The sequence below is a fragment of the Rhizobacter sp. J219 genome (genome assembly GCF_024700055.1).
Classification (GTDB): domain Bacteria; phylum Pseudomonadota; class Gammaproteobacteria; order Burkholderiales; family Burkholderiaceae_C; genus Rhizobacter.
In genome coordinates this window covers 3405600-3429184 of sequence record NZ_JAJOND010000001.1, presented here as the reverse complement: position 1 = coordinate 3429184, position 23585 = coordinate 3405600, and the positions used below count along the sequence as shown (strand labels likewise).

Sequence of the window (23585 nt, the reverse complement as noted above, 5' to 3'; positions counted from 1 at the left end):
GGCACCTTCACCTCGTTACAAAGGGTCGCGGCCTCCCTGAACCGAGTGGGGTCACCGAGGTTCCAATCGCCGCTCGTCACCAAAATCGATTCCCACCATGACGCTCTCCCGCTCGCCGTGCTTTCGCCCGCTTCCCCTGCTGCTGACGGTGCTCGCCGCCGGTTTCGCCGCAGGCTGCGGCTCGCCGCCGCCCAAACCCGTGCCGCCGGTTGCGGCCGCGGTGCCCGGCTCAGCGGCAGGTCCGGTCTATGGCAAGGGCACGAGCGAGGGCAAGGGTTTCTCGCCGCAGATGGAAGCGGCCGAGCGGCAGCTGACGAGCGCCATGAGCGGCACCGGCGTCTCGGTGGCCCGCACCACCGACGAGCGCATCTGGATCACGCTGCCGGGCGACCTGACCTTCCAGCCCAATCGCTCGGCGCTGAAGCCCACTGCGACGGCGGTGCTCGACAAGATCGTGCTCTCGCTGCGTGGCCTGCCGACGGCCGACCTGCGCATCGTCGGCCACACCGACGCCAAGGGCGCCGCCGCGGCCAACGACGCGCTCTCGCTCGACCGCGCCGCGAGCACGCGCGACTGGCTGGTGGCGCGCGGCATGTCGCCGGTGCGCATCGCCGTGGCGGGCCGGGGCTCGCGCGACCCGCTGGCCAGCAACGACGACGAGACGGGGCGGGCGACCAACCGGCGTGTCGAGATCCTGGTGGGCGAGAAGCCGCGCGTCAGCGCGGCCACTGCGAAGTAAGCCCGGGCTGCGGCTCAAGTTCGACGCACGGGCGTCGAAATCCCAAGCAGAGTGCCCGGCTCGGGCATCCCGTTTGAGCGACCCATGCCCGTCATCCAGCTGCCTCCCGAGATCCTGCGCACCGGCCATCCGGCGCCGGTGTCGGTGCGCGACGCCACCGGCCACCTGCTGCTGGCCAAGGGCGTGATGGTGGCCACCGAGGAGCAGCGCCAGCGGCTGGTGTCGCGTGCGCTTTACGTCGACGAAGCTCGAAGGTGACCTGCTCAAGCGGGCACTTGCCGGCAAGCTCGATTCCATGCTGCGCCAGAACGCCAAGCTCGGTCACATGGCGCGTGCTGAAGTGGGCGAGGTGGTGATGGGCGCAAGCGGCCCGGCAGCGGTTGCGGTCGATCCGCTCACCGCCTGGGCCAACCTGCAGATGCGCGGGCGGGCGCTGTTGCAGACGCCGGCGCCGGCCGACTTCCTCGCGCGGCTCGACAAATTCCAGGCCGAGGTGCTGGCGCTGACCGAGGCCGATGCCGACCTCGCCCTGCTGCTGCTGGTGCAGGCCACCTCCAGCGATGCCCACCACTACAGCGTCACGCACGGCCTGCTGGTGGCCGTGCTGTGCGAACGTGCGGCGCGCCAGCTCCCCTCGTTCACACCCGAGATGCGGCACTCGCTGCGCTGCGCGGCGCTGACGATGAACATCGCGATGACCTCGCTGCAGGACCAGTTGGCCCTGCAGGACGAACCCCCGGCGCCGCAGCAGCGTGCGCTCATCGACAGCCACGCCGGCCGCACCGTCGCCTGCCTGCGCCAGGCCGGCGTGACCGATGCCCTGTGGCTGGAAGCGGTGGAACACCACCACGCCACGACACCGGGCCCCTTGGCCGGCCAGAGCGCCGGCCTGCAACTCGCGCGGCTGCTCCAGCGCGCCGACATCTTCTCGGCCCGCTTGAGCATGCGCCGAGCGCGCCCGGCGCTGGCCGCCTCGGCCGCGATCAAGGCCGCCTACCTCGATGAACACCAGCAGGCCGACGAAGCCGGCACCGCCATCATCCAGGCCACCGGCATCTACCCGCCGGGCAGCTTCGTGCGCCTGTCGAGCGGGGAACTCGCGGTGGTGCTGCGCCACGGCGCGCACGCCAAGGCGCCCAAGGTGGCGAGCATCGTCAGCAAGAGCGGCACGCCGCTCGTGGAGCCCACGGTGCGCGACACCCGCCTGCGCCCGCACGACGTGGTCGGCGGCGTCGCCCCACACGAGGTGAGGGTGCGGCTCAACATGGAAAAGCTGCTGGCGCTCGCCTGACGTCATTCCCGCGAAGGCGGGAATGACGGCGGTGCGTCAGGCGGCGACCAAGCCGCTGAACAGCGGATCGTGCTTCGCCCGCGGCCGATAGGCCGACACCTTCTTCGCGATTTCCGCAATGTGCGCTGGCGTCGTGCCGCAGCAGCCGCCCGCGATGTTGAGGAAGCCCGACTTCGCGAACTCTTCCAGCAGCCCGCCGGTGATCTCGGGGGTCTCGTCGAAACCGGTGTCGCTCATCGGGTTGGGCAGGCCGGCGTTGGGGTAGCAGCTGATGTAGGTGTCGCCGGCCACCTTCGACAGCTCCTCGATGTACGGCCGCATCAGCGCCGCACCGAGCGCGCAGTTGAGGCCTACCGCGATCGGCCTGGCGTGGCGCACGCTGTGCCAGAAGGCCGTGACGGTCTGGCCGGAGAGGATGCGGCCCGACGCGTCGGTCACGGTGCCGGAAATGATGACCGGCAGGCGCTGCCCGGTCTCTTCCATCAGTTCATCCAGCGCAAAGACCGCCGCCTTGGCGTTCAGCGTGTCGAAGATGGTCTCGACGAGGAAGAGGTCGACCCCGCCTTCGAGCAGTGCACGCGCCTGCTCGAGGTAGGCCTCGCGCAGCTCGTCGAAGGTGATGTTGCGCGCGCCCGGGTCGTTGACGTCGGGGCTGATGCTCGCGGTGCGCGGCATCGGGCCCAGCGCGCCGGCGGCGAAGCGGGGCTTGTCGGGGGTGCTGTACTTGTCGCAGGCCTCGCGGGCCAGTTTGGCGGCGGCGAGGTTGAGCTCGCGCACCAGGTGGCCGAGCGCGAAGTCGTCTTGCGCGACGGTGGTGGCGCCGAAGGTGTTGGTCTCGATGATGTCGGCGCCGGCCGCGAGGTACTGCTCGTGGATCTCGCGGATCACCTCCGGCTGCGTGATCACCAGCAGGTCGGAGTTGTTCTTCAGGTCCTTGCCGTGCTCCTTGAAGCGCTCGCCGCGAACCTGCTCCTCGGTGAGCTTGTAGCGCTGGATCATCGTGCCCATCGCGCCGTCGAGGATGGCGATGCGGTTCTTGAGGATCTCGGGCAGCGCCTGGGCGCGGGTGTAGGCAGTCGGGGCGTTCATGCCCTCGATTGTAGAAACCGTGTCAAGTCCCGGCGCTGTTGGCCGCTTCGGCCGGCAGGATCGACTGTGGCAGGGTGTCGCCGAAGAGCGAGGGCCGGAAGTCCAGCGCCCTCGGCCCTTCGTCGTTCATGGCCCACAGCATCAGCGCATCGGCCGGCATGGGCTTGGCGAAGAGGTAGCCCTGCAGCTCGTTGCAGCCCAGCTGGCGCAGGATCTCCTGCTGCTGCTCGGTCTCCACCCCTTCGGCCACGACCTTGAGGCCGAGCGCCTGTGCGAGCTTGACCACCGCGTCGACGATAGCGCGTGCGTCAGCGCTCGATTCGAGGTCGAACACGAAGCTGCGGTCGATCTTCAGCTCCTCGGCCGCCAGCTGCCGCAGGTACGACAGCGATGAATAGCCAGTGCCGAAGTCGTCGATCGACAGGTGCACGCCGATCGCCGACAGGCGCTCGATCACCTGCAGCGTGACCCGCGTGTCGTCCATTGCGGCCGACTCGGTGATCTCGCAGGTGAGCAGCGCCGGGTCGATGTGGTGGCGCTCCAGGGCGCCGAGGATGCGCTCGACCAGGTCGGCCTGGCGCAGTTGGTGCACCGAGAGGTTGATCGCCACGCGCATGCGCAGACCCTTGTCGCGCCAGGCGCGGATCTGCCGGCACACCTCTTCGATCAGCCAGTTGCCCAGTGAGTTGATGACGCCGTAGCGCTCGGCCAGCGGAATGAAGATGTGCGGGCCCACCATGCCGCGCTGCGGGTGCTTCCAGCGCATCAGCGCCTCGGCGCCGGTGATCTGGCCGCTCGGCGCGTGGATCTTCGGCTGGTAGTGCAGCATGAGTTCGTTGTTGGCGATGGCGCGGCGCAGGTCCTGCAGCAGCTCCACCTGGTCGCGCGAGCCGGCCACCATGCGCTCTTCGAACACCGCGTGGCTGGCGCCCCCGGTGCGCTTGGCATGGCGCATGGCCGCGGCGGCATGGGCGATCAATCGGGTGGCGCTGCCGTGATCGGGGTAGATCGCCACGCCCACGGTGCACGAGACCGAGATCTCGTGGTCGTCGATGCGACAGGGCTCGTTCATGCTGTCGAGGATGCGCCCCACCATGTGGGTCGCGTCCTGCTGGGTCGGGTTGCCTTCGAGCATCAGCACGAACTCGTCGCCGCCGGCGCGGGCGATTACGTCGTTCGCACTCGCCGTCTTGCGCAGGCGTTGGGCCACTTCGCGCAGCACCGCGTCGCCGGTCGACTGGCCGAAGGATTCGTTGACCGCCTTCAGCCCGTCGACGTTGAGAAACACCAGCGCCAGCCGGTGCTTCTGGCGGTCGGCGCGCACGGCGGCGACCTGCAGGGCTTCTTCCACCATCGAGCGGTTGGGCAACTCGGTCAGGCGGTCGGTCTGGGCGGCGCGTTTCACCTCATCGCGGGTGCGCCTGAGCAGGCGGCGAAAGCGGCCCTCCAGCACCGAGGTCATCAAGAGCAGCGCCAGCAGTGCCGGCACGCCGAGCGCCGCGAGGGCCGCCACGGTGGCCGGCGTGGTGCGGCTGGCCGCGAACGACAGCGTGAGCAGCGGGACCGACGCCGCGTGCAGCACGGCGGCGTTGCCGATGGAGATGGCGCCACCCAGGCCGAGGGCCACGCAGGCCTGCCACATGAGGCCGAGTTGCGAGCGGCGGCGCCGCTGTTCGGCCACGATGCTGAGCGCCACGCCGGCGAAGAGGCTGGCGGCCACGGCGCCACCGGCCAGCAGTGTGAAGTTCCAGTGCGGCGCGGGGGTCAGCTGCAAGGCCAGCAGGCCCAGCATCGGCACCGCGCAGGCGCCCAGGCCGAGCGCCACGGCCGCGAACACGACCCGGCCCGGCCCGAGCTGCGGACGTGCACTCATGTGCACGCCGACCATCGAGCTCACCAGGGCCAGCACGAGCGAGGCGACCACCCAGCCGCCGTGGTAGCCCATCGCGAAGGGCAGCGGCTCGTTGGCGACGGCGATGAAGTGCGCGGCCCAGGTGCCGGACCCCAGCGCCACGGCCGAGGCCATCGCGGCGCGCAGCGCCGTCGACGCATGGCGCGACGACACCCCGCGTGCGAGATCGAGCGCCACGTACGCGGCGAACATGGCCATCGCTGCAGAGGCGGCCCACAGCTCGGCGCGAAACCTCCACGTCAGAAAAGCCTCGTCCATCAAGTCCTCGGGAACTCCGTTGTTCGGTTCTTATCGGCCGTCGGCGCGCAAAGCTTGATGCGGGCAAGCGTCTGTGCGCCGTGACGGATGTCTCGTTTGGGCGCCGGGTCGCCGCCGCTCAGTGCAGGAAACCGATGTCGCGGCGCCGGCGCACCTCGGGCTTGACCCGGTGCTCGGCTTCCAGTTGCGACAGGAACTCATCGGGCGAAAACGCCACGCCCAACACGTCGACCTGGCGCTTGACGGCCGCGAAGTCGCCCGGCGCGAGCGCGTCCAGCTTGTGCAGCCGGGCGGTCTGCTCGCCTGTGAGCTGCGTGGCGTCGCCTTCCAGCGCCTCGATCACGAACATGCGCTCGCGCTGCTCGGGCAGCAGTGGCAGGAAGCGGATCTTGAAGCTGAAGCGGCGCAGCGCGGCTTCGTCCAGCTCGTCGAAGAGGTTGGTGGTGCAGATGAAGACGCCGGCAAAGCGCTCCATGCCCTGCAGCATCTCGTTGACCTCGGTGACCTCGTAGTTGCGTTCGGCCAGGCGCCGGCTGCGCAGGAAGCTGTCGGCTTCGTCGAGCAGCAGCACCGCGTTCTCGGACTGCGCCTCCTCGAACATGCGCGCCATGTTGGCCTCGGTCTCGCCAACGAACTTGCTCACCAGGTCGGAGGCCTGACGCACCAGCAGCGGCCGCGCGAGCGACTCGGCAATGTGCTCGGCCAGCGCCGTCTTGCCGGTGCCCGGCGCGCCGTGGAAGCACAGCGTGCCGTGGCCCTTGCGACGCAGCGCATCCACAATGCGCGGCAGCTCGAAACGCGATTCGGTGTGCACCAGGCTCAGGTCGTACTGGGTGACGATGCGGCGTGCCGGGCGCTCGTGGCCGTGGCTGCCGAGCGCCTTGTCGGCGTTCACCAGCTGGCGCTCGATCAGGGCTTCGATGCCGGGGCCTTGCGCCTCGTCGGCCGCCAGCTTGGCGAACTTGACCGCGGTGCGCACCTGCGCCGGCGTGAGCGCGCGCCGCTCGGCCAGCCGTGCGATGAAGTCCGTCGACACGTCGACCCCGTCGAGCGCCTTGGTCACCAGCGCCTCGCGTGCACCGGGCGGCGGGCTCTTCAGTTCGAGGTGGTACTGGAAGCGGCGGCGGAACGCCGGGTCGATCTGCTCGATGCGGTTGGTGACCCAGATCACCGGCACCGGGTTGGTCTCGAGGATCTGGTTGACCCAGGCCTTGCCGCTCACGCTGCCCGAGACGGCGCCGTCGCCGGTGTCGAGCCGCGCCATCAGCTGGGCGGCGTCGGTCGAGATCGGGGGAAGACGTCTTCCACCTCGTCGAAGAGCAGGGCGACCTGCGGGCTGCCCTTCAGGAACACCTGGCTGATCTGCAGCGAGCGGTAGCGGTCGCGGCCCGACAGCGAGTTGCCGTCGCGGTCGGCGTATTCCACCTCGTAGAGCTGCAGCCCGGCGGCCTGCGCGGCCACCTTGGCCAGCTCGGTCTTGCCGGTGCCGGGCGGGCCGTAGAGCAGCACGTTGACCCCGGCCGACTTGCGTGCCACCGCGTTGCGCAAGAGCGAGGTCAGCACCTGCTGGTCGTCGCCGACGAAATGGAAATCGGCCGCCGTCAGCTCGCTCTTGGTGGCCGGGCGGGTGAAGACCGCCATCAGGTCGGACGGGCCTTCGTAGTGGCGCATCAGCACCGGCGGCAGCTGCTCGCTCACCTTCATCAGGTCGGCGAGGTCGGTGATGTTGTGTTCGGAGATGAGGTTCTCGACCATGCCGGTGCGTTCGAGGCGCGAGCCGGCGCGCAGGGCCTCGGCCACGTCCTGCTCGTTGACGCCGGCCACCGCGGCAATCGCGGCATAGGCCTCCTGCGCGTTGGAGACCTTGAACTCGACCAGCAGGCCGCGAAGATCACGTTGATAGCGCGCGAGTGTGCCGTAGAGCAGCAGCGCACGCTCGGCGGGGTTGAGCTGCAACAGGCCGGCGAGCGCGTCGATGTTTTTCTCGACGAGGGTCGACTCCTTCTTCAGGCTGCGGTCAAGCCAGTCGGCCGTGGCGCCCAGCACCGAGAGCAGGTCTTTCGGGGCGTCCTTGATGTATTCGTCGATGTAGAAGAAGAGCGTGCCTTCTTCGTAGGGGCCGTTCCAGGCGCCGTGACGCTGCATGAAGGCGGCGTCGGTGAGCGACTCGTGGCCGTTCCAGTGTTCGTTGCCCTTGCAGCGCTTGTTGAGGAAGCTGCGCAGCCGCGCCAGCACGGTGGCCGGCCACACCAGGTGCTTGCCGGTGAGCGCGAGCAACCCGTTCCAGTCTCGCCGCACGTTGAAGCGACCGGCGTGCCGCACCGTCAGCGTGAGCACGAACTGGGAGCACATGCGGTCGAGCACCGGCGCCTCTTTCAGGCCGGGCGACAACACCATTCGTGCGTCAGGGTGACCGGTCGCCATCGGACGGAACTCCCGCGGGAAAAGACTGCGCAGCCATCTTGGCGCACGCTGCGCCAGGATGGCAAGTCCTTTTCAAGCCCGGGAGTCGCCGCCGGTGTTCAGTGCATCACGAGCGGGTGCTGCATCAGCGACGCGTAGCGTGCGATGTAGTCGTCGATCTCTTCTTCCGAAGGCTCGCCGACCTCGATCAGCGCCTCGACCCCGAGCTTGAAGCTCTCGGCCATCGCGCCCTCGATGAAGATCTCCTTGCGCGCGAACTTGTCGACGATCTCGTAGCCGCCGCGTGTCAGTGCGCCCGTGGAGCCCCCCTCGGTTGCCGCGGCGTCGACATGGGCCACATCGAACTGCAACACGGCGAAGTTGTCGGAGTTGTAGAGCATCTGCATGGAATCTCTCCTTCACCACCACCTCGGGGTGAAGCGTGCCGTTTCAAGCCATGCGGGATGCGCAGCCCTCAAGTCGGCGGTTGAGAGGATTGGAGCCTCAGATCCCAGCTGGAGTTCTCGGTTGTTTGTTTCGCGCGCACCGGCAGATAGTGCAGGCTCGGCGCCAGCCACACCTCCACACGCGTGTCATGGGGTTTGCGCGGCTCGCGCAGCAGTTTCACCGTCTTGACCGCGCCGTCGGGTGTGCTCACTTCCTCGGGGCCCTCGACCTGGAAGGCCCACACGTCGGAATCGCCCCGCGCCCCCACCACATGCAGCACGATGCGCGCCCCCGCCGCCACCCGCTTCGGCTCGGCCAGGGCGATGGCGGCCAGTTGCAGCATCCAGCTGAGCCGGTCCTGGCTGCCCTGCAGCAAGGGGAATTCCGCCGGGTTGCCCGAAAACGTGATCTTGCCGGCCTTGCGCTGGAAGTTGGCGGCCTGCTCGCCCCGGCCGCGGCGTTCGTCGGTGTAGCGCACGGGGGCAAGTCCGGCGCTGTCGATGCCGCCCTGGCTCGCGAGCGTGATGATGCGCATGCCGGCCACACGGCCCTCCAGCCGCGCCTCGTAGCTGTGGACGCTCGGGCGCCAGACCAGCTCGCCGCGGCCCGTCCAGCGGCCGTAGGTCAACTCGTAGCCGAGCGTCATCGGCGGCGGCAGCTTGGTGCGGTAGACGGGCACCTCGTCCTGGCCCACCTCGCCGCGGGCGACCGGCACCATCTGTGCCGCGTCGGCCGGCAGCGCGGCGGCCACCAGCACCGGGTCGTTGTGGATGACCACCGGCTCCTCGACGGCTTGAGGGGGTTCAGCTTTCACGGCGGGCGCGGTCACCGGTGCTTGGCGCGCGGGCGGTGCAGGTTTGGCGACCACCACGGGAGGAGGGTCGAGGGCGGGAGGCGCCGCGGGCGCCACGGTGCGCACCTGCACCGCCGGCCGAACGCCGGAGGGGTGATCCGCGCCCCACGCGACCGACAGCCGCTCCCATGCCAGACCATGCAGCAGGGCCACCCCCACCGCGAGGGCAAGCAGCGTGGGCGCGAGGCGGCGGGCTGGCGCAGACGAGGGTTGGATCATGCGAGGAGAGGCAGTGAGAAGAGAGGCAGTGCGAAGAGAGGTAGTGCGAAGAGAGGTAGTGCGAAGAGAATACGAAGCCCAGGCATCCTAGCCAAACGACAAGACCCCATGAAACTTGCAAGCTACAAAGACGGTTCGCGCGACGGGCAGCTGGTGGTCGTCTCGCGCGATCTCTCGATGGCGCACTACGCCAATGGCATCGCCACCCGCCTGCAGCAGGTGCTCGACGACTGGAACTTTCTCTCGCCGCAGCTCGAAGACCTCTACACCTCGCTTAACCACGGCCGCGCGCGCCATGCCTTCCCCTTCGACCCGAAGATGTGCATGGCTCCGCTGCCGCGCGCCTACCAGTGGGCCGATGGCTCGGCCTTCATCAACCATGTGGAGCTGGTGCGCAAGGCGCGCAACGCCGAGGTGCCCGAAAGCTTCTACACCGACCCGCTGATGTACCAGGGCGGTAGCGACGACTTCCTCGGCCCCTGCGACGACATCGTGGTGCCCAGCGAAAAGATGGGCATCGACTTCGAGGCCGAGGTGGCGGTCATCACCGGCGACGTGCCGATGGGCGCCACGCCCGACGAGGCGCTCGAAGGCATCCGCCTCTTGATGCTCGCCAACGACGTGAGCCTGCGCAACCTCATCCCCGCTGAACTGGCCAAGGGTTTCGGCTTCTTCCAGAGCAAGCCCGCCACCGCCTTCAGCCCGGTCGCGGTGACGCTCGACGAGGTGGGCGGCGCCTGGAAAGGCGGCCGCCTGCACCTGCCGCTGCAAAGCACCTGGAATGGCAAGCGTGTGGGCCTGTGCGACGCCGGCCCCGAGATGACCTTCCACTTCGGCCAGTTGATCGCCCACATCTGCAAGACGCGCAACGTGCGCGCCGGCAGCATTGTCGGCAGCGGCACGGTGAGCAACAAGGACTGGACCCACGGCTATTCGTGCGTGGCCGAGAAGCGCGCCATCGAGACCATCGAGCACGGCGAGCCCAAGACCGAGTTCATGAAGTACGGCGACACCATTCGCATCGAGATGAAGGGCATCGACGGGCAGACGGTGTTCGGTGCGATCGACCAGTCGGTGCGCGCGCCGATCCAATGACAGCCCCTCGTCCGATGGGTACATCAGCCGATCCCCCTTGGGGAACGGAGGCCGCGGCTCCATGCCCGCCTGCGCGGGCATGGACGGCCGGAGTGCGAGCCGCGTCTCGCGGCTCGCGCGGGCCGGCTTGGGAGCGGCCCGGAAGCTTCGGCCCGCGTACGCCTCATGAAGGAGTTCCCCCACACGCTGAAGATCGCCACCGTCTGGCTGGTGGTCGGGCTGGTGGTGTTCCTGGGCTTCCGCTACTTCGAGCATGAGCGCCAGCGCTCCAGCTTCCAGGTCACCCGCAACGGCGTGATCGAGATCCGCCGCGGGCCCGATGGCCACTACCACTGGCCGGGCGCCATCAACGGCCTGGCGGTCGACTTCCTGATCGACACCGGCGCCACCAGCACCGCGATGTCGCAGGCGATGGCGCGCCAGTTGTCGCTGCCGCCCCTGCGCAGCGTGCAGAGCCACACGGCCGGCGGCGTGGTGATGGGCGAGCTGGTGCGTGCCGACGTGGTGCTGCAAGGCGGGGTGCGCATCGAGCGCCTGGCGATCACCGCGCTCGCAGGGCTCGACGAACGCCCGCTGCTCGGCATGGATGTGATGGGCCGCCTGCGCTGGCAGCAGCGCGATGGGGTGCTGTCCATCCACACCGAGGCCTCGCCATGAGGCGTGTCGCGCGCTGGCTGGCGCTCCTCGGCGCCGCACTCGCCCTGCAGGCCCACGCGCAGCCGCCGACGGCCGACTGCCCGCCCACGGCCGCCCCCGGCGCCGAAGCGCTGGCCCGCGCCGGCGAACAGCCGCGCGACCGCGGCTTCCTCTGGCGCATCCGCAAGGACGGTCGCAGCTCGTGGCTGTACGGCACCATCCACGTCGGGCGGCTGGAGTGGCTGGTCCCGGGCCCCCAGGTGAGCCAGGCCCTGCGTGACAGCGACGTGGCCGCCTTCGAACTCGACTTCTCTGACAGCAGCCTGCTGCAGCGCCTGCAGGAAGGCCTGGCCGCTGCGGCGCGCGACCCGGCCGCGCCCGCGTTGCCCGAAGACTTGGCCCTGCGCCTGCGCCGCCAGCTGGAGCTGGCCTGTGCGCCGATGGCGCTGGAACAGGCCCTGCCGCCTGAAATGCTGGGCGCCACGCTGGCGGTGATGGCCGGCCGCCGCGACGGGCTCGATGCCCACTACGCCATCGACCCGGCGCTCGCGCAGTGGGCGCGGCGCGAGGGCAAGGAGGTCGTCTCGCTCGAAACACCCGAGCAGCAGATCGGGCTGATGCGCAGCAGCTCGGCCTCCGAGCTGCGCGAGAACCTCGACCGGATGCTGCGCGACCTCGAACAGGGCCGCGTGCGCCCGCTGCTGCGGCGGGTGGCTGGCGCCTGGGAGCAGGGGCGTGCGGCCGAGCTGGCGGGCTACCGCCGCTGGTGCGACTGCGCCCGCACGCCGCAGGAGCGCAAGGCGCTCAAGGCCCTGCTCGACGACCGCAACGGCCCGATGGCCGAGCGTATCGACGCGCTGCATCGCGGCGGCAAGACGGTGTTTGCGGCGGTCGGCAGCCTGCATCTGTTCGGGCCGGCGGCGCTGCCGAAGCTGATGGCCGCACGCGGCTACCAGGTGACCCGCGTCGAGCTGCAGCGCTGAGCCGCTGCGGGCTCGTCGGAGGGCTGTGCAGGCGCTGCGGCGCGTGCACAATGGCTTGGCACACCAAGCACCAAGGAGACAACAGCATGGCCGACACCGCTGCCAACTTCACCAAGCTCGTTCCGGGCTTCGACTTCCTGCAGGGTCTGGTCAAGAACGCCGGCTCCGCGCTGCCCAACATCGGCCAGTGGGTGGCACCCACGCTCAACCCCGAAGAGCTGGAAAAGCGCATCGAGGAGCTGCGCACCGTGCAGTTCTGGCTGGAGCAGAACGCTCGCATGCTGGGCGCCACCATCCAGGCGCTGGAAGTGCAGCGCATGACGCTCACCACCCTCAAGACGATGAACGTGCAGATGAATGACCTGCGCGATTCGCTCACCATCCGGCCTGCGGCCGCCCCTGCGCCCGAGGCCAAGCCGGCGGGCAAGGCGGCCGCCAAGTCCTCGCGCGCCAAGGGTGCACCGCCGCCACCGCCCGCGCCGCCGGCGGTCGACCCGATGCAATGGTGGGGGGCGCTCACCAAGCAGTTCACCGAGCTTGCCACCTCCGCGATGAAAGACAGCGCCACCGACGCCGCCAAGAACCTGGCCGGCGCGATGCTCAAGCAGTCGGTCGACGCTGCCGGCCAGACGATCAAGGCCGCCGCGTCGACGCCGGGCAAAGTGGTGCGCAAGGCCGCGAGTGCGGCGCGCAAACGGGCGCCCGCCAAGGCGCCCTGAACGCCCACGAGACCCGCACGATGAAACTCTTCGCCCATGCGCACGCGACGCACCCCGACTGGCGCATGGCGGTCGCGCTGGCGGCGGCGCAGATCGAGGCGCAACGGCACGATGCAGCCGGGCTGCACATCCACCAGCCGACGCTCGGCTGGGTCTACTTGAGCGACCACTACGCGCCGCAGGCGCAGGCGCTGCTGGCCGACCTGCAGCAGCGCTGGCCCGGCGTGGCCTGGGTGGGCGGCGTGGGCGTGGGCATCGCGGCCAATGGCGTCGAATACTTCGACGAACCGGCGGTGGCGCTGATGCTCACCGACCTGCCTCGCGAGCAGTTCAGCCTCTTCTCCGGGCGCAAGCCGCTGCGCCAGGCGCCGGCGGGCTTCGTGCCGGCCATCGCGCAAGTGCATGCCGACGGCCGCACCGAGGCCCTCGACGAACTGCTGCGCGACCTGAGCGGCGTCACCCAGACCGGTTACCTCTTCGGCGGCCTCGTCTCGGCGCGGAACCAGCCGCTGCACATTGCCGATGGTGTGTTCGAAGGAGGCCTCTCGGGCGTGGCCTTCGCGCCCGAGGTGGCGCTGGTGTCGCGCGTCACCCAAGGCTGCCAGCCGGTCGGGCCGGTGCGCCACGTGACCCGCGGCGAGCGCAACGTGGTGGCCGAACTCGACGGCGAGCCGGCGCTCGACTGCCTGCTGCGCGACCTGGGCGTGAGCGACCGCGAGCCGCGCGAGGCGCTGCCGCGCATCCGCGAGACGCTCGCCGGTCTGAACGACGCCAGCGACGACGCGCTCGCGCGGCCGGGGCAGTTCGGTGTCGACACCCGGGTGCGCCACATCGTCGGCATCGACCCGGCGCGCGGCGGTGTGGCCCTGGCCGACGACGTCGAGCCCGGCCAGCAACTCGCCTGGTGCCGCCGCGACACCGAAGCCGCACGGCGCGACCTCACGCGCATCTGCGCCGAGATCCGCGAGGAGCTGGAGCCCGAGACGCTGACGGTCGAGGCGGCGCTCGCGCTGCAAGGCGCGCAGGCCGACCACGCCCCGCACCCGGCGCGGCGCATGGCCGGGGCGATCTACGTGAGCTGCCTGGGGCGTGGCGGGCCGCATTTCGGGGCGCCCTCGGCGGAGTTGGCGATCGTGCAGCGCGCGCTCGGTGACGTGCCGCTGGTCGGCTTCTTCGCGTCCGGCGAGATCGCGCGCCGGCATCTCTATGGCTACACCGGCGTGTTGACGGTCTTTCCTGCCACATGAACACCGCTTTCGCTCCCTCTCAAGCCGCGCAGAACGAACGGGTCGCGCGCCGTGCCCAGGTCGTCTCGGAACTGACCGCCGTGCTGCCACCGCACGCCCTGCTGTGGCACACCGAAGACACCGTGCCCTACGAATGCGACGGCCTCACCGCCTACCGCGAGCAGCCGCTTGCCGTGGCGCTGCCCGAGACCGAGGAGCAAGTCGCCGCCGTGCTGCGCACCTGCCACCGGCTGCAGGTGCCGGTGGTGGCGCGTGGCGCGGGCACTGGCCTGTCGGGCGGGGCGATGCCGCACCGCCTGGGTGTGACGCTGAGCCTGGCCAAGTTCAACCGCATCCTCAAGCTCGACCCGCTGTCGCGCACGGCCGTCGTGCAATGCGGCGTGCGCAACCTCGCGATCAGCGAAGCCGCCGCGCCGCACGGCCTCTACTACGCACCCGACCCGAGCAGCCAGATCGCCTGCACCATCGGTGGCAACGTGGCCGAGAACTCCGGCGGCGTGCACTGCCTGAAGTACGGCCTCACGGTGCACAACGTGCTGCGCGTGCGCGGCTTCACGATGGAGGGCGAGCCCGTCGAGTTCGGCTCCGAGGCCCTGGACGTGCCGGGCCTCGACCTGATGGCGCTGATCGTCGGCAGCGAAGGCATGCTGGCCGTGGTGACCGAGGCGACGGTCAGGCTCGTGCCCAAGCCACGCCTCGCGCGCTGCATCATGGCGAGCTTCGACGACATCCGCCGCGCCGGCGACGCGGTGGCGGCCATCATCGCGGCCGGCATCATCCCGGCGGGCCTGGAGATGATGGACAAGCCGATGGTCGCCGCCGTCGAAGACTTCGTGCACGCCGGCTACGACCTCGACGCCGCCGCCATCCTCTTGTGCGAGAGCGACGGCACGCCGGAAGAAGTCGCCGAGGAGATTGGCCGCATGCAGGATGTGCTGATCGAAAGCGGCGCCACCCGCATGGAAGTGAGCCGCGACGAGGCACAGCGCCTGCGTTTCTGGAGCGGCCGCAAGAACGCCTTTCCCGCCAGCGGTCGCATCAGCCCCGACTACATGTGCATGGACTCGACCATCCCGCGCAAGCGCCTGGCCGACATCCTGATGGCCATCGCCGAGATGGAGAAGAAGTACCAGCTGCGCTGCGTCAACGTCTTCCACGCGGGTGACGGCAACCTGCACCCCTTGATCCTCTTCGATGCCAACGACCCCGACCAGCTGCGCCGCTGCGAATTGTTCGGCGCCGACATCCTGGAGACGAGCGTGGCCATGGGCGGCACGGTGACGGGCGAGCACGGCGTGGGCGTGGAGAAGCTCGCCTCGATGTGCGTGCAGTTCTCGTCGGCCGAACGGGCGCAGATGTTTGGCGTGAAGCACGCCTTCGACCCGGCCGGGCTCCTGAACCCCGGCAAGGTGATCCCTACCCTGCACCGCTGTGCCGAGTACGGGAAGATGCACGTCAAGAAAGGGCTCTTGCCCTTCCCCGACCTGCCACGCTTTTGATGTCGCTCCCAGGGCCGGCTGAGCCGACCCGCCCGCCAGGGGGTTCTGTTGCCTGGGGGCGGCCCGGCGGCCACAGAGAACCTACGCGGGTCATGCCGGGTGCGCTTCCTATAATTCCGTCCCCCAAAGGAGGCGGGCGTTCGTTCGTCTGTCCACTCAAAAGACGAGCCTGACGAAGCCCGAGCCATGAACCCCGACTTCAAGCCCACCGAGATCGAGCGCGCCGCCCAGGCCGCGTGGAAAGCCGCCGACGCCTACCGCGTGACCGAAGACGCGAGCAAGGAGAAGTTCTACGCCTGCTCGATGCTGCCGTACCCCAGCGGCAAGCTGCACATGGGCCATGTGCGCAACTACACCATCAACGACATGCTCACGCGCCAGCTGCGCATGAAGGGCATGAATGTGCTGATGCCCATGGGCTGGGACGCCTTCGGCCTGCCCGCGGAGAACGCCGCCATCAAGAACAAGGTGCCGCCGGCCAAGTGGACCTACGACAACATCGCCTACATGAAGGGCCAGATGCAGGCGATGGGCCTGGCCATCGACTGGAGCCGCGAGATCGCCACCTGCTCGCCCGACTACTACCGCTGGAACCAGTGGCTGTTCCTCAAGATGCTGAAGGCCGGCATCGCCGAGCGCCGCACCCAGGTGGTGAACTGGGACCCGGTCGACCAGACCGTGCTGGCCAACGAGCAGGTGATCGACGGCAAGGGCTGGCGCTCGGGCGCGCCGGTCGAGAAGCGCGAGATCCCCGGCTACTACCTCAACATCACCAAGTACGCCGATGAGCTGCTGGAGCACGTGACGCACAAGCTCCCGGGCTGGCCCGAGCGTGTGAAGCTGATGCAGGAGAACTGGATCGGCAAGAGCGAAGGCGTGCGCTTCGCCTTCACGCACAGCATCGCCGGCAGTGACGGCAAGCTGATCCAGGACGGCAAGCTCTACGTCTTCACCACGCGCGCCGACACCATCATGGGCGTGACCTTCGCCGCGGTTGCGCCCGAGCACCCGCTCGCCGCGCATGCGGCCCTCGCCAATCCGGCCGTGGCGGCGTTCATCGAGGAATGCAAGACCGGTGGCACCACCGAAGCCGAGCTCGCCACGCAAGAGAAGAAGGGCGTGCCCACGGGCCTCACCGTCTCGCACCCGATCACCGGCGAAGCGGTGCCGGTGTGGGTGGGCAACTACGTGCTGATGAGCTACGGCGATGGCGCGGTGATGGGCGTGCCGGCGCACGATGAGCGCGACTTCGCCTTCGCCAAGAAGTACGGCATCGACATCCTCGAGGTCGTGCACGTCGACGGCGAGCACTACAGCTACGACCACTGGCAGGACTGGTACGCCGACAAGCAGCGCGGCGTCACCATCAACTCCGACAACTTCAGCGGCTTGAAGTACCAGGACGCGGTGAATGCGGTGGCCAAGGCGCTCCACGCCAAGGGCCTGGGCGAGAAGAAGACCACCTGGCGCCTGCGCGACTGGGGCATCAGCCGCCAGCGCTACTGGGGCACGCCGATCCCCATCATCCATTGCGACGAACACGGCCCGGTGCCGGTGCCCGAGCGCGACCTGCCGGTGGTGCTGCCCGAAGACGTGGTGCCCGACGGCAGCGGCAACCCGCTCAACAAGAACGAAGCCTTCCTCGCGTGCAAGTGCCCGGTCTGCGGCAAGCCCGCACGCCGCGAGACCGACACGATGGACACCTTCGTCGACAGCTCGTGGTACTTCATGCGCTACTGCGACGCGAAGAACGACCGCGCGATGGTCGGCGCCGGCACGCAGTACTGGATGCCAATGGACCAGTACATCGGCGGCATCGAGCACGCGATCCTGCACCTCTTGTACGCCCGCTTCTGGACCAAGGTGATGCGTGACCTCGGCCTCGTGAAGGTCGACGAACCCTTCACCAAGCTGCTGACGCAGGGCATGGTGCTCAACGAAGCCTTCTCGCGCACCGACGGCGGCAAGGACTACTACTGGGCCCACGAGCTCGACATCGTGCGCGACGAGCACGCGCATGTGCTGTCGGCCACGCTCAAGGCCGACGGCAAGCCGGTGACCTACGAGGGCTGGACCACCATGTCCAAGTCCAAGAACAACGGCGTCGACCCGCAGGACCTGATCGAGCGCTACGGCGCCGACACTGCACGCCTCTTCGTCATGTTCGCCTCGCCGCCGGAGCAGACGCTGGAGTGGAACGACGCCGGCGTCGATGGTGCGCATCGCTTCCTGCGGCGTGTGTGGAACTTCGCCGTGAAAAACGCCGAGGCCCTGCGCGCCACCGGTGACACGACCGGCAGCGACGGCCCCGAGGCCAAGGCGCTGCGCCGCGAGGTGCACACCGTGCTCAAGCAGATCAGCTACGACTACGAGCGCATGCAGTACAACACCGTGGTTTCCGGTGCGATGAAACTGCTCAACGCGCTCGAAGGTTTCAAGGTCGGCGCGCCCGCGGTGATCCGCGAGGCCTTCGGCATCCTGCTGCGTGCGCTCTACCCCGCCTGCCCGCACATCACCTGGCAGCTGTGGCAAGACCTCGGCTACGCCACCGTGCATGGCGACCTGCTCGATGCCCCCTGGCCGCAGGTCGACGAAGCCGCGCTGGTGCAGGACGAGATCGAGCTGATGCTGCAGGTCAACGGCAAGCTGCGCGGTGCGATCAAGGTCCCGGCGGCGGCCGACAAGGCGGCGATCGAAGCGGCGGCGCTCGCGAGCCCCGACTTCGTGAAGTTCGCCGAGGGCAAGTCGCCGAAGAAGATCATCATCGTGCCGGGTCGTCTGGTGAACGTGGTGGTCGGGTGACTAGAGCCCCCAGTCGCTGCGCTCCTGCCCCCGAGGGGCGCCGTCCGGCTTGGGGCGGCCCGGCGCCGGACACTCTGCGCTTCGGCGGGGCTTGCTGGCTTCGCTGGCGATGGGCTTGGCGGGCTGCGGCTTCCAGCTGCGCCGCGCCCCCGAGCTGCGCTTCAAGACAATCTACCTTTCGGGCTTCAAGCCGCATTCGCCGCTGGCCGAAGAACTGCGCCGGCAGCTCGCGACCAGCACCACCACCCGCGTGGTGGACGTGCCCACGCAGGCCGAGGTCATCTTCGATGGCCAGGCCGACAAGCGCGACAAGGGGGTGGTCGTCTCCACCGCCGCCGGCCAGGTGCGCGAGCTGCAGCTGCGGCTGCACCTGCAGTTCCGCCTGCACACGCCGGCCGGCAAGGAGCTGATCCCGTCGACCGCCATCGCGCTCACGCGCGACATGACCTACAACGAGCGCGACGCACTGGGCAAGGAGCAGGAGGAAGAGATGCTCTACCGCGCGATGCAGAGCGACATCGCGAACCAGGTGTTGCGCCGGTTGGCGGCGGTGAAATCCTTGTAGAGAATCGACGTTCATGCAGGTACGCGCCGACCAGCTCGCTTCCCACCTTTCCAAAGGGCTGCGCCCGCTCTACGTCGTCTACGGCGACGAGCCGCTGCTGGCCCAGGAGGCGACCGACGCCATCCGCGCCGCCGCCCGCGCGGCCGGCCACACCGAGCGCCAGGTGCACACCGTCGCCGGGGCGCATTTCGACTGGAGCGGACTGCTCGGCGCCTCGCAGGCGATGAGCCTCTTCGCCGACAAGCAGCTGATCGAGATCCGCATCCCCTCGGGCAAGCCGGGCAAGGACGGGTCCGACGCCTTGCAGCGCTACTGCGAGACCTTGAGCGACGATGTGGTCACCATCGTCACGCTCCCGAAGCTCGACCGCACGCAGCAAGCGAGCGCCTGGTTCACCGCCCTCGATGGCGCAGGGGTGTCGGTGCCGGTCTTTGCGATCGAGCGCAAGGCCCTGCCGGCGTGGATCGCCCAGCGCCTGGCCGCGCAGGGCCAGCGGGTGCAGGGCGGCGAGGCCGGGCAGCAGGCGCTGGCGTTCTTTGCCGACCGTGTCGAGGGCAACCTGCTCGCAGCGCACCAGGAGATCCAGAAACTCGCGCTGCTCTACCCGGCGGGCGAACTGAGCTTCGAGCAGATCGAAGCGGCGGTGCTCAACGTGGCGCGCTACGACGTCTTCAAGCTCGGCGAAGCGGTGCTCGCCGGCCAGGCCACCCGCGCGCTGCGCATGCTCGACGGCCTGCAGGCCGAGGGCGAGGCTGCGGTGCTGGTGCACTGGACGCTGGCCAACGACATCCTCTCGCTCAAGCGGGTGCGCGATGCGATGAACCACGGCAAGCCCTTGCCGATGGCGCTGCGCGAAGCTCGCGTGTGGGGCGCGAAGGAGCGCCTCTTCGAGCGCGCCGTGCCGCTGCTGACCGACAACGCACTGGCGCAATTGGTGGAGGCCGCGCAGATCTGCGATGGCCTGGCCAAGGGCCTCAAGCACCCCGACTGGCCGCTCGACGCCTGGGAAGGCCTGAAGCGCCTGGTGCTGATGCTGGTGCAGTGGACGGCGAGCAACGGGCCGCGCAAGAGCGTGCGGCTCGCGCTCACCGCCTGATCCCGGGCCTGATCAGTAGCCTTTCGTCCGGTCGACGAGGTTCGACACCGGGCGGCCTTCGAGAAAGGCCTGGAGGTTGGCCACGGCGACGCCGGTCGCACTCGTCAGGTCGGTGAGCGCCGCCGCATGCGGCAGCAGCGTCACCTGCGGGTGCACCCAGAAACGATGGTTCGGCGGCAGCGGCTCGGTGTGGAAGACATCGAGCACCGCCCGCCCGATGCGGCCGTTGTCGAGTGCCGCAAGCAGCGCCGCGTCCACCACGTGCTGGCCGCGCGCCAGGTTCACGAAGGCGGCGCCGCGTTTCATCTGCGAGAAGCGGCGTTCGTCGAACAGCGAATGGGTGCGCACCGTGAGCGGCAGCAGGTTGATCACCACGTCGGCCACCCGCAGCAGGTCGGGCAGCATGTGGTCGCCGTGCAGCGTGTCTACGCCCACCATGATGCGCTGGCGGCGGCTCCAGCCGCTCACGTAGTAGCCGTTGCCGGCCAGGCGCAACGCGACCGCGCGGCCCATCTCGCCGAGGCCCAGCACGGCGATGTGGAGGTCGCCTGCGCGTCGCTGCGGCAGTTGCTGCCACACACCGGCGCGCTGCTGTTCGGCGTAGCGGAAATAGTCGCGGTGCAGGCTGAGCACGGCCCACAGCGCCGTCTCGGCCATCGCTGCGCTCATCACCGGGTCGACCATGCGGGCGAGCGGCACCTGGCTCGGCAGGCTGTCGTCGCGCAGCAGCTTGTCGACGCCGGCCCACATCGACTGGATGAAACCCAGGCGCGGCAGGTCCTTCAGGGCCCCAGCCGGCGGGTTGGCGACGAGGGCCATCGTGACGTCGCCATCGGTCGCCGGGTGGCGCTCGGTGAGCACCGGCACGCCGGGCAGCGCGGCCCGCAACTGCTCGGCCCAGGCCGCCAGCGCCTCGGGTGCGAAGTCGGTGGCGAGCAGCAGGCTCATCGTGCGCGGGTGAGCAGGGCGGCCAGGGCCGCGTCGACAGTCTGCTCGCGTACGTCGCTGCGCGAGCCGCCGAGTTGCAGCAGCACCGGCTGCGTGACCGCACCGCGTTGCGCGACTGCCATCCACACCGTGCCGACCGGCTTGCCAGGCGTCGCGCCGCCTGGGCCGGCGATGCCGGTGACGGCGACCGCCAGGTCGACGTCGGCGGCGGCCAGCGCGCCATCGGCCATCGCCCGCGCCACTTCGGCGCTGACCGCGCCGTGGTCGTCGAGCAGTGTCTTCGGCACGCCGATCAGTTCGGTCTTGGCCTCGTTGGAGTAGGTGACGAAGCCACGCTCGAACCAGTCGCTGGAGCCGGCGATCGAGGTGCAGGCCGCGGCGATCAGGCCGCCGGTGCACGACTCGGCGGTGGCCAGGTGCCAGCCCTTGGCGCGCAGGGCCTGCGCGAGCGAGGCGACGGCGTCGTCCCAGCGGGAAAGGGCATGGCTCATACCCACCTCCACAGCGCGATCACGAGCAGCGTGCACAGCGCGGCGACCAGGTCGTCGAAGAGGATGCCGAAGCCTTGCCCCCAGCCGACGGGCGCGCCGCGCTTGCCCTTGAAGAGCCCGTCGGCCCAGGCCACCGGGCCGGGCTTGACCGCGTCGAAGAATCGGAACAGCGCAAACGCGCCGACCTGGCCCCACAGCCCCGCCGGCATCACGAGCCACAGCACGGCCCAGAAGGCGATGACCTCGTCCCACACGATGGCGCTCGGGTCGGCGGTGTGGAGGTCGCGCGCGGTGACAGTGCTGGCCCACCAGCCGACGAGTGTGCCGATGACGAGCAGCAGGGCCCAGTGCAGGTCGCTCAGGTGCGGCTGCATCACGAGGAACGCGAGCCAGGCCCACAGCGTGCCGACCGTGCCCGGCGCCACCGGCGACAGGCCGCTGCCGAAGCCGAGGGCGATCACATGCGCCGGGTGGCGCAGCATGAAGCGTGCGCTGGGCTTGACGGGCACCGGGCGCAGCGGCGGGTTCAGTGACGAAGGGAGCGCAGGCTCGGCGGGGGTCATGACTTGAAGTGGTCGAAGGAGGCGAATTCGTTGCGCAGCGTGTGGCCGTGCGCGTCGACCAGCGTGAGCGAGCGGCTGGTGTCGAGGCGGCCGATGCGCGTCACCGGGGTCGCGCTCTGGTGGGCCGCCGCCTGCACGGCCGCGGCCTGCGTGGGCGGCGCGGTGAACAGCAGCTCGTAGTCGTCGCCACCGGCCAGGGTGCATTCGCGCTGCAGTGCCAGCGCTTGTGCGGCGAGCACGGCGCTGCGTGGCAGCCGATCGACCTCGACGGTGGCGCCGACCTGCGAGCGTTTGAGGATGTGGCCAAGGTCGCCGAGCAATCCGTCGGACACGTCGATCGCGCTCGTGGCAATGCCGCGCAGCGCAAGGCCGAGGGCCACCCGCGGCTCTGGCCGCTCCATCGCGACACGCACCCGCTCGAACTGCTCGCCACCGAGCGCGACGGTGCCGCGGAAGACCTCCAGCGCGAGCCGTGCATCGCCGACCTGGCCGCTCACATAAAGGTCGTCGCCCGCGCGGGCGCCGCTGCGCAGCAGGGCCTGGCCGGAAGGCACTTCGCCGAATACCGTGATGCACAGGTTGAGCGGGCCGTGTGTGGTGTCGCCGCCCGCCAGCTCGCAACCGTGTGCGTCGGCCAGCGCGAACAGGCCGCGTGAGAGGCCGTCGAGGAAACCTTCGTCGACCCGTGGCAGTGCCAGTGCCAGCGTGAAGGCCAGCGGCTTGGCGCCACAGGCGGCGAGGTCGCTCAGGTTGACGGCCAGCGCCTTGTGGCCCAGGCGCTCGGGGGCCACCGTCGAGAGGAAATGCCGGCCTTCGACCAGCATGTCGCTGCTCACGGCGAGCTGCATGCCGGGGGCGGGTTGCAGCAGCGCGCAGTCGTCGCCGATGCCGAGCGCCACCCGTTGCACCGGACGCGTGAAGTACTTGCCGATGAGGTCGAACTCGCCGAGTGCGCTCATGGTCGGACCTTGGGCGTCAGGTGATGGTTCATGGAAGCGCCGGCCCTGCCGGGCCGGTGGGGACACGAGCGCCGATTATGGTCGGCGCCTCCGTCAGATTCCGCGCAGCAGGTTGGCCAGCTCGACCGCCGACTTCACGTCCATCTTCTCGAACACCCGGGCGCGATGGACCTCGACCGTGCGCACGCTAATGTTGAGCTGGTCGGCGATCAGCTTGTTGGCCAGGCCGTCGATCACGAGCTGCATCACGTCGCGCTCGCGGTCGGTGAGATCGGCCAGACGGCGGCGCACGCTGGTTTCGTCGCGGCGGCGCAGCAGGGCGTCGGTGCTGGCTTGGAGGGCCTGCTCGACGCGGTCGACGAGGGCGTTGTCGGAGAAGGGCTTCTCGACGAAATCGAAGGCGCCGCGCTTGACGGCGGCCACCGCGGTGGGCACGTCGCCATGGCCGGTGAGGAAGATCACCGGCATCAGCGACAGAAGACCACGCTCGATCAGCCGCTCGAAGAGCACCAGGCCGCTGGTGCCCGGCATGCGCACGTCGAGCAGCAGGCAGCTGGGCGCGACCGGCCAGCTGGCGGTGCCGCCGGTGCCGGGCGGGCCGATGCGTGCATTGAGCATGGCCTCGAAGGCTTCGGCGCTGGAAAAGCCCTCCGAGAGCAGACGCCGGGTGCGCAGCAGCCAGCCGAGGGCATCGCGCACCACGTCCTCGTCGTCGACGAGGTAGACCATGGGCAGGCCCAAGTGCGGGTGGGAGTTCGCATCCATCGGAGT

21 protein-coding genes and 1 pseudogene are annotated in these 23585 nt (G+C 69.6%); 12 read left to right on the top strand and 10 right to left on the bottom strand.

Features of this window, described 5'->3' with window-relative positions:
* Positions 1 to 97 precede the first annotated feature (97 nt).
* The 3 genes from LRS03_RS16125 (at position 98) to LRS03_RS16115 (ending at position 2030) form a co-directional block, all read left to right on the top strand.
* Positions 98 to 739, top strand: coding sequence for an OmpA family protein (locus LRS03_RS16125; protein ID WP_257826668.1), 642 nt, complete (start codon positions 98 to 100; stop codon positions 737 to 739).
* Positions 740 to 823: 84 nt separating this feature from the next.
* On the top strand, positions 824 to 997 hold the full coding sequence (locus tag LRS03_RS16120) for a hypothetical protein (RefSeq protein ID WP_257826666.1): 174 nt from the start codon (positions 824 to 826) through the stop codon (positions 995 to 997).
* Positions 966 to 2030 (top strand): HD-GYP domain-containing protein, encoded by a 1065-nt coding sequence (locus tag LRS03_RS16115; protein ID WP_257826664.1) that lies wholly within the window; start codon positions 966 to 968, stop codon positions 2028 to 2030. Before LRS03_RS16120 ends, LRS03_RS16115 begins: the two co-directional genes overlap by 32 nt.
* A gap of 36 nt (positions 2031 to 2066) precedes the next feature.
* On the opposite strand, the gene LRS03_RS16110 is transcribed toward LRS03_RS16115, so the two are convergent.
* The 5 genes and pseudogenes from LRS03_RS16110 to LRS03_RS16090 all read right to left on the bottom strand — a co-directional run bounded on the left by LRS03_RS16110 (position 2067) and on the right by LRS03_RS16090 (position 9211).
* Positions 2067 to 3119 carry a homocysteine S-methyltransferase family protein gene (locus LRS03_RS16110; protein ID WP_257826663.1) on the bottom strand — a complete coding sequence of 351 codons (1053 nt, stop codon included), beginning with the start codon at positions 3117 to 3119 and terminating at the stop codon, positions 2067 to 2069.
* Between the two features lie 22 nt (positions 3120 to 3141).
* A complete protein-coding gene (locus LRS03_RS16105) occupies positions 3142 to 5289 on the bottom strand; it encodes a putative bifunctional diguanylate cyclase/phosphodiesterase (protein WP_257826662.1) in 2148 nt (715 codons plus the stop codon).
* A gap of 118 nt (positions 5290 to 5407) precedes the next feature.
* A pseudogene (locus LRS03_RS16100) lies at positions 5408 to 7713 on the bottom strand (ATP-binding protein).
* Between the two features lie 98 nt (positions 7714 to 7811).
* Positions 7812 to 8099 (bottom strand): BTH_I0359 family protein, encoded by a 288-nt coding sequence (locus LRS03_RS16095; protein WP_257826661.1) that lies wholly within the window; start codon positions 8097 to 8099, stop codon positions 7812 to 7814.
* Between the two features lie 68 nt (positions 8100 to 8167).
* Positions 8168 to 9211 (bottom strand): DUF3108 domain-containing protein, encoded by a 1044-nt coding sequence (locus LRS03_RS16090; protein ID WP_257826660.1) that lies wholly within the window; start codon positions 9209 to 9211, stop codon positions 8168 to 8170.
* A gap of 108 nt (positions 9212 to 9319) precedes the next feature.
* Here LRS03_RS16090 and LRS03_RS16085 point away from each other — a divergent pair, with 108 nt between their 5' ends.
* From LRS03_RS16085 to holA, 9 genes are all read left to right on the top strand, one after another.
* Positions 9320 to 10306 carry a fumarylacetoacetate hydrolase family protein gene (locus LRS03_RS16085; RefSeq protein ID WP_257826659.1) on the top strand — a complete coding sequence of 329 codons (987 nt, stop codon included), beginning with the start codon at positions 9320 to 9322 and terminating at the stop codon, positions 10304 to 10306.
* Positions 10307 to 10471: 165 nt separating this feature from the next.
* Complete coding sequence (locus LRS03_RS16080) at positions 10472 to 10963, top strand: retropepsin-like aspartic protease family protein (protein WP_257826657.1); 492 nt, start codon at positions 10472 to 10474, stop codon at positions 10961 to 10963.
* Positions 10960 to 11925: a TraB/GumN family protein gene (locus LRS03_RS16075; RefSeq protein ID WP_257826656.1), complete on the top strand. Its 966-nt coding sequence runs from the start codon at positions 10960 to 10962 to the stop codon at positions 11923 to 11925. Before LRS03_RS16080 ends, LRS03_RS16075 begins: the two co-directional genes overlap by 4 nt.
* A gap of 86 nt (positions 11926 to 12011) precedes the next feature.
* Positions 12012 to 12644: a PhaM family polyhydroxyalkanoate granule multifunctional regulatory protein gene (locus tag LRS03_RS16070; RefSeq protein WP_257826654.1), complete on the top strand. Its 633-nt coding sequence runs from the start codon at positions 12012 to 12014 to the stop codon at positions 12642 to 12644.
* 20 nt (positions 12645 to 12664) lie between these two features.
* Positions 12665 to 13891, top strand: a complete 1227-nt coding sequence (locus LRS03_RS16065; RefSeq protein ID WP_257826652.1) for an FIST signal transduction protein — start codon at positions 12665 to 12667, stop codon at positions 13889 to 13891.
* Positions 13888 to 15390: an FAD-linked oxidase C-terminal domain-containing protein gene (locus LRS03_RS16060; protein ID WP_257826650.1), complete on the top strand. Its 1503-nt coding sequence runs from the start codon at positions 13888 to 13890 to the stop codon at positions 15388 to 15390. The genes LRS03_RS16065 and LRS03_RS16060 overlap by 4 nt, the downstream gene beginning before the upstream one ends.
* A 186-nt stretch (positions 15391 to 15576) precedes the next feature.
* Positions 15577 to 18192, top strand: coding sequence for a leucine--tRNA ligase (gene leuS / locus LRS03_RS16055; protein ID WP_257826648.1), 2616 nt, complete (start codon positions 15577 to 15579; stop codon positions 18190 to 18192).
* Positions 18193 to 18283: 91 nt separating this feature from the next.
* Positions 18284 to 18757 (top strand): LPS-assembly lipoprotein LptE, encoded by a 474-nt coding sequence (locus tag LRS03_RS16050; RefSeq protein ID WP_257826646.1) that lies wholly within the window; start codon positions 18284 to 18286, stop codon positions 18755 to 18757.
* A gap of 13 nt (positions 18758 to 18770) precedes the next feature.
* Positions 18771 to 19853 carry a DNA polymerase III subunit delta gene (gene holA, locus LRS03_RS16045; protein ID WP_257826644.1) on the top strand — a complete coding sequence of 361 codons (1083 nt, stop codon included), beginning with the start codon at positions 18771 to 18773 and terminating at the stop codon, positions 19851 to 19853.
* Positions 19854 to 19865: 12 nt separating this feature from the next.
* Here holA and LRS03_RS16040 read toward each other — a convergent pair whose 3' ends face one another.
* The 5 genes from LRS03_RS16040 to LRS03_RS16020 all read right to left on the bottom strand — a co-directional run bounded on the left by LRS03_RS16040 (position 19866) and on the right by LRS03_RS16020 (position 23579).
* Positions 19866 to 20801, bottom strand: coding sequence for a 2-hydroxyacid dehydrogenase (locus tag LRS03_RS16040; RefSeq protein WP_257826643.1), 936 nt, complete (start codon positions 20799 to 20801; stop codon positions 19866 to 19868).
* A complete protein-coding gene (locus LRS03_RS16035; RefSeq protein WP_257826641.1) occupies positions 20798 to 21292 on the bottom strand; it encodes a CinA family protein in 495 nt (164 codons plus the stop codon). The genes LRS03_RS16040 and LRS03_RS16035 overlap by 4 nt, the downstream gene beginning before the upstream one ends.
* Positions 21289 to 21855: a phosphatidylglycerophosphatase A family protein gene (locus LRS03_RS16030; protein WP_257826639.1), complete on the bottom strand. Its 567-nt coding sequence runs from the start codon at positions 21853 to 21855 to the stop codon at positions 21289 to 21291. The genes LRS03_RS16035 and LRS03_RS16030 overlap by 4 nt, the downstream gene beginning before the upstream one ends.
* Positions 21852 to 22814, bottom strand: coding sequence for a thiamine-phosphate kinase (thiL, locus tag LRS03_RS16025; protein WP_257826638.1), 963 nt, complete (start codon positions 22812 to 22814; stop codon positions 21852 to 21854). The genes LRS03_RS16030 and thiL overlap by 4 nt, the downstream gene beginning before the upstream one ends.
* Before the next feature lie 93 nt (positions 22815 to 22907).
* Positions 22908 to 23579 (bottom strand): response regulator transcription factor, encoded by a 672-nt coding sequence (locus LRS03_RS16020; protein ID WP_257826637.1) that lies wholly within the window; start codon positions 23577 to 23579, stop codon positions 22908 to 22910.
* Positions 23580 to 23585 lie beyond the last annotated feature (6 nt).

Coding starts and splice junctions, on each gene's coding strand:
- LRS03_RS16125 (WP_257826668.1), top strand. CDS start 98: ATGACGCTCTCCCGCTCGCCGTGCTTTCGCCCGCTTCCCCTGCTGCTG.
- LRS03_RS16120 (WP_257826666.1), top strand. CDS start 824: ATGCCCGTCATCCAGCTGCCTCCCGAGATCCTGCGCACCGGCCATCCG.
- LRS03_RS16110 (WP_257826663.1), bottom strand. CDS start 3,119: ATGAACGCCCCGACTGCCTACACCCGCGCCCAGGCGCTGCCCGAGATC.
- LRS03_RS16105 (WP_257826662.1), bottom strand. CDS start 5,289: ATGGACGAGGCTTTTCTGACGTGGAGGTTTCGCGCCGAGCTGTGGGCC.
- LRS03_RS16095 (WP_257826661.1), bottom strand. CDS start 8,099: ATGCAGATGCTCTACAACTCCGACAACTTCGCCGTGTTGCAGTTCGAT.
- LRS03_RS16090 (WP_257826660.1), bottom strand. CDS start 9,211: ATGATCCAACCCTCGTCTGCGCCAGCCCGCCGCCTCGCGCCCACGCTG.
- LRS03_RS16085 (WP_257826659.1), top strand. CDS start 9,320: ATGAAACTTGCAAGCTACAAAGACGGTTCGCGCGACGGGCAGCTGGTG.
- LRS03_RS16080 (WP_257826657.1), top strand. CDS start 10,472: ATGAAGGAGTTCCCCCACACGCTGAAGATCGCCACCGTCTGGCTGGTG.
- LRS03_RS16075 (WP_257826656.1), top strand. CDS start 10,960: ATGAGGCGTGTCGCGCGCTGGCTGGCGCTCCTCGGCGCCGCACTCGCC.
- LRS03_RS16070 (WP_257826654.1), top strand. CDS start 12,012: ATGGCCGACACCGCTGCCAACTTCACCAAGCTCGTTCCGGGCTTCGAC.
- LRS03_RS16065 (WP_257826652.1), top strand. CDS start 12,665: ATGAAACTCTTCGCCCATGCGCACGCGACGCACCCCGACTGGCGCATG.
- LRS03_RS16060 (WP_257826650.1), top strand. CDS start 13,888: ATGAACACCGCTTTCGCTCCCTCTCAAGCCGCGCAGAACGAACGGGTC.
- leuS (WP_257826648.1), top strand. CDS start 15,577: ATGAACCCCGACTTCAAGCCCACCGAGATCGAGCGCGCCGCCCAGGCC.
- holA (WP_257826644.1), top strand. CDS start 18,771: ATGCAGGTACGCGCCGACCAGCTCGCTTCCCACCTTTCCAAAGGGCTG.
- LRS03_RS16040 (WP_257826643.1), bottom strand. CDS start 20,801: ATGAGCCTGCTGCTCGCCACCGACTTCGCACCCGAGGCGCTGGCGGCC.
- LRS03_RS16035 (WP_257826641.1), bottom strand. CDS start 21,292: ATGAGCCATGCCCTTTCCCGCTGGGACGACGCCGTCGCCTCGCTCGCG.
- LRS03_RS16030 (WP_257826639.1), bottom strand. CDS start 21,855: ATGACCCCCGCCGAGCCTGCGCTCCCTTCGTCACTGAACCCGCCGCTG.
- thiL (WP_257826638.1), bottom strand. CDS start 22,814: ATGAGCGCACTCGGCGAGTTCGACCTCATCGGCAAGTACTTCACGCGT.
- LRS03_RS16020 (WP_257826637.1), bottom strand. CDS start 23,579: ATGGATGCGAACTCCCACCCGCACTTGGGCCTGCCCATGGTCTACCTC.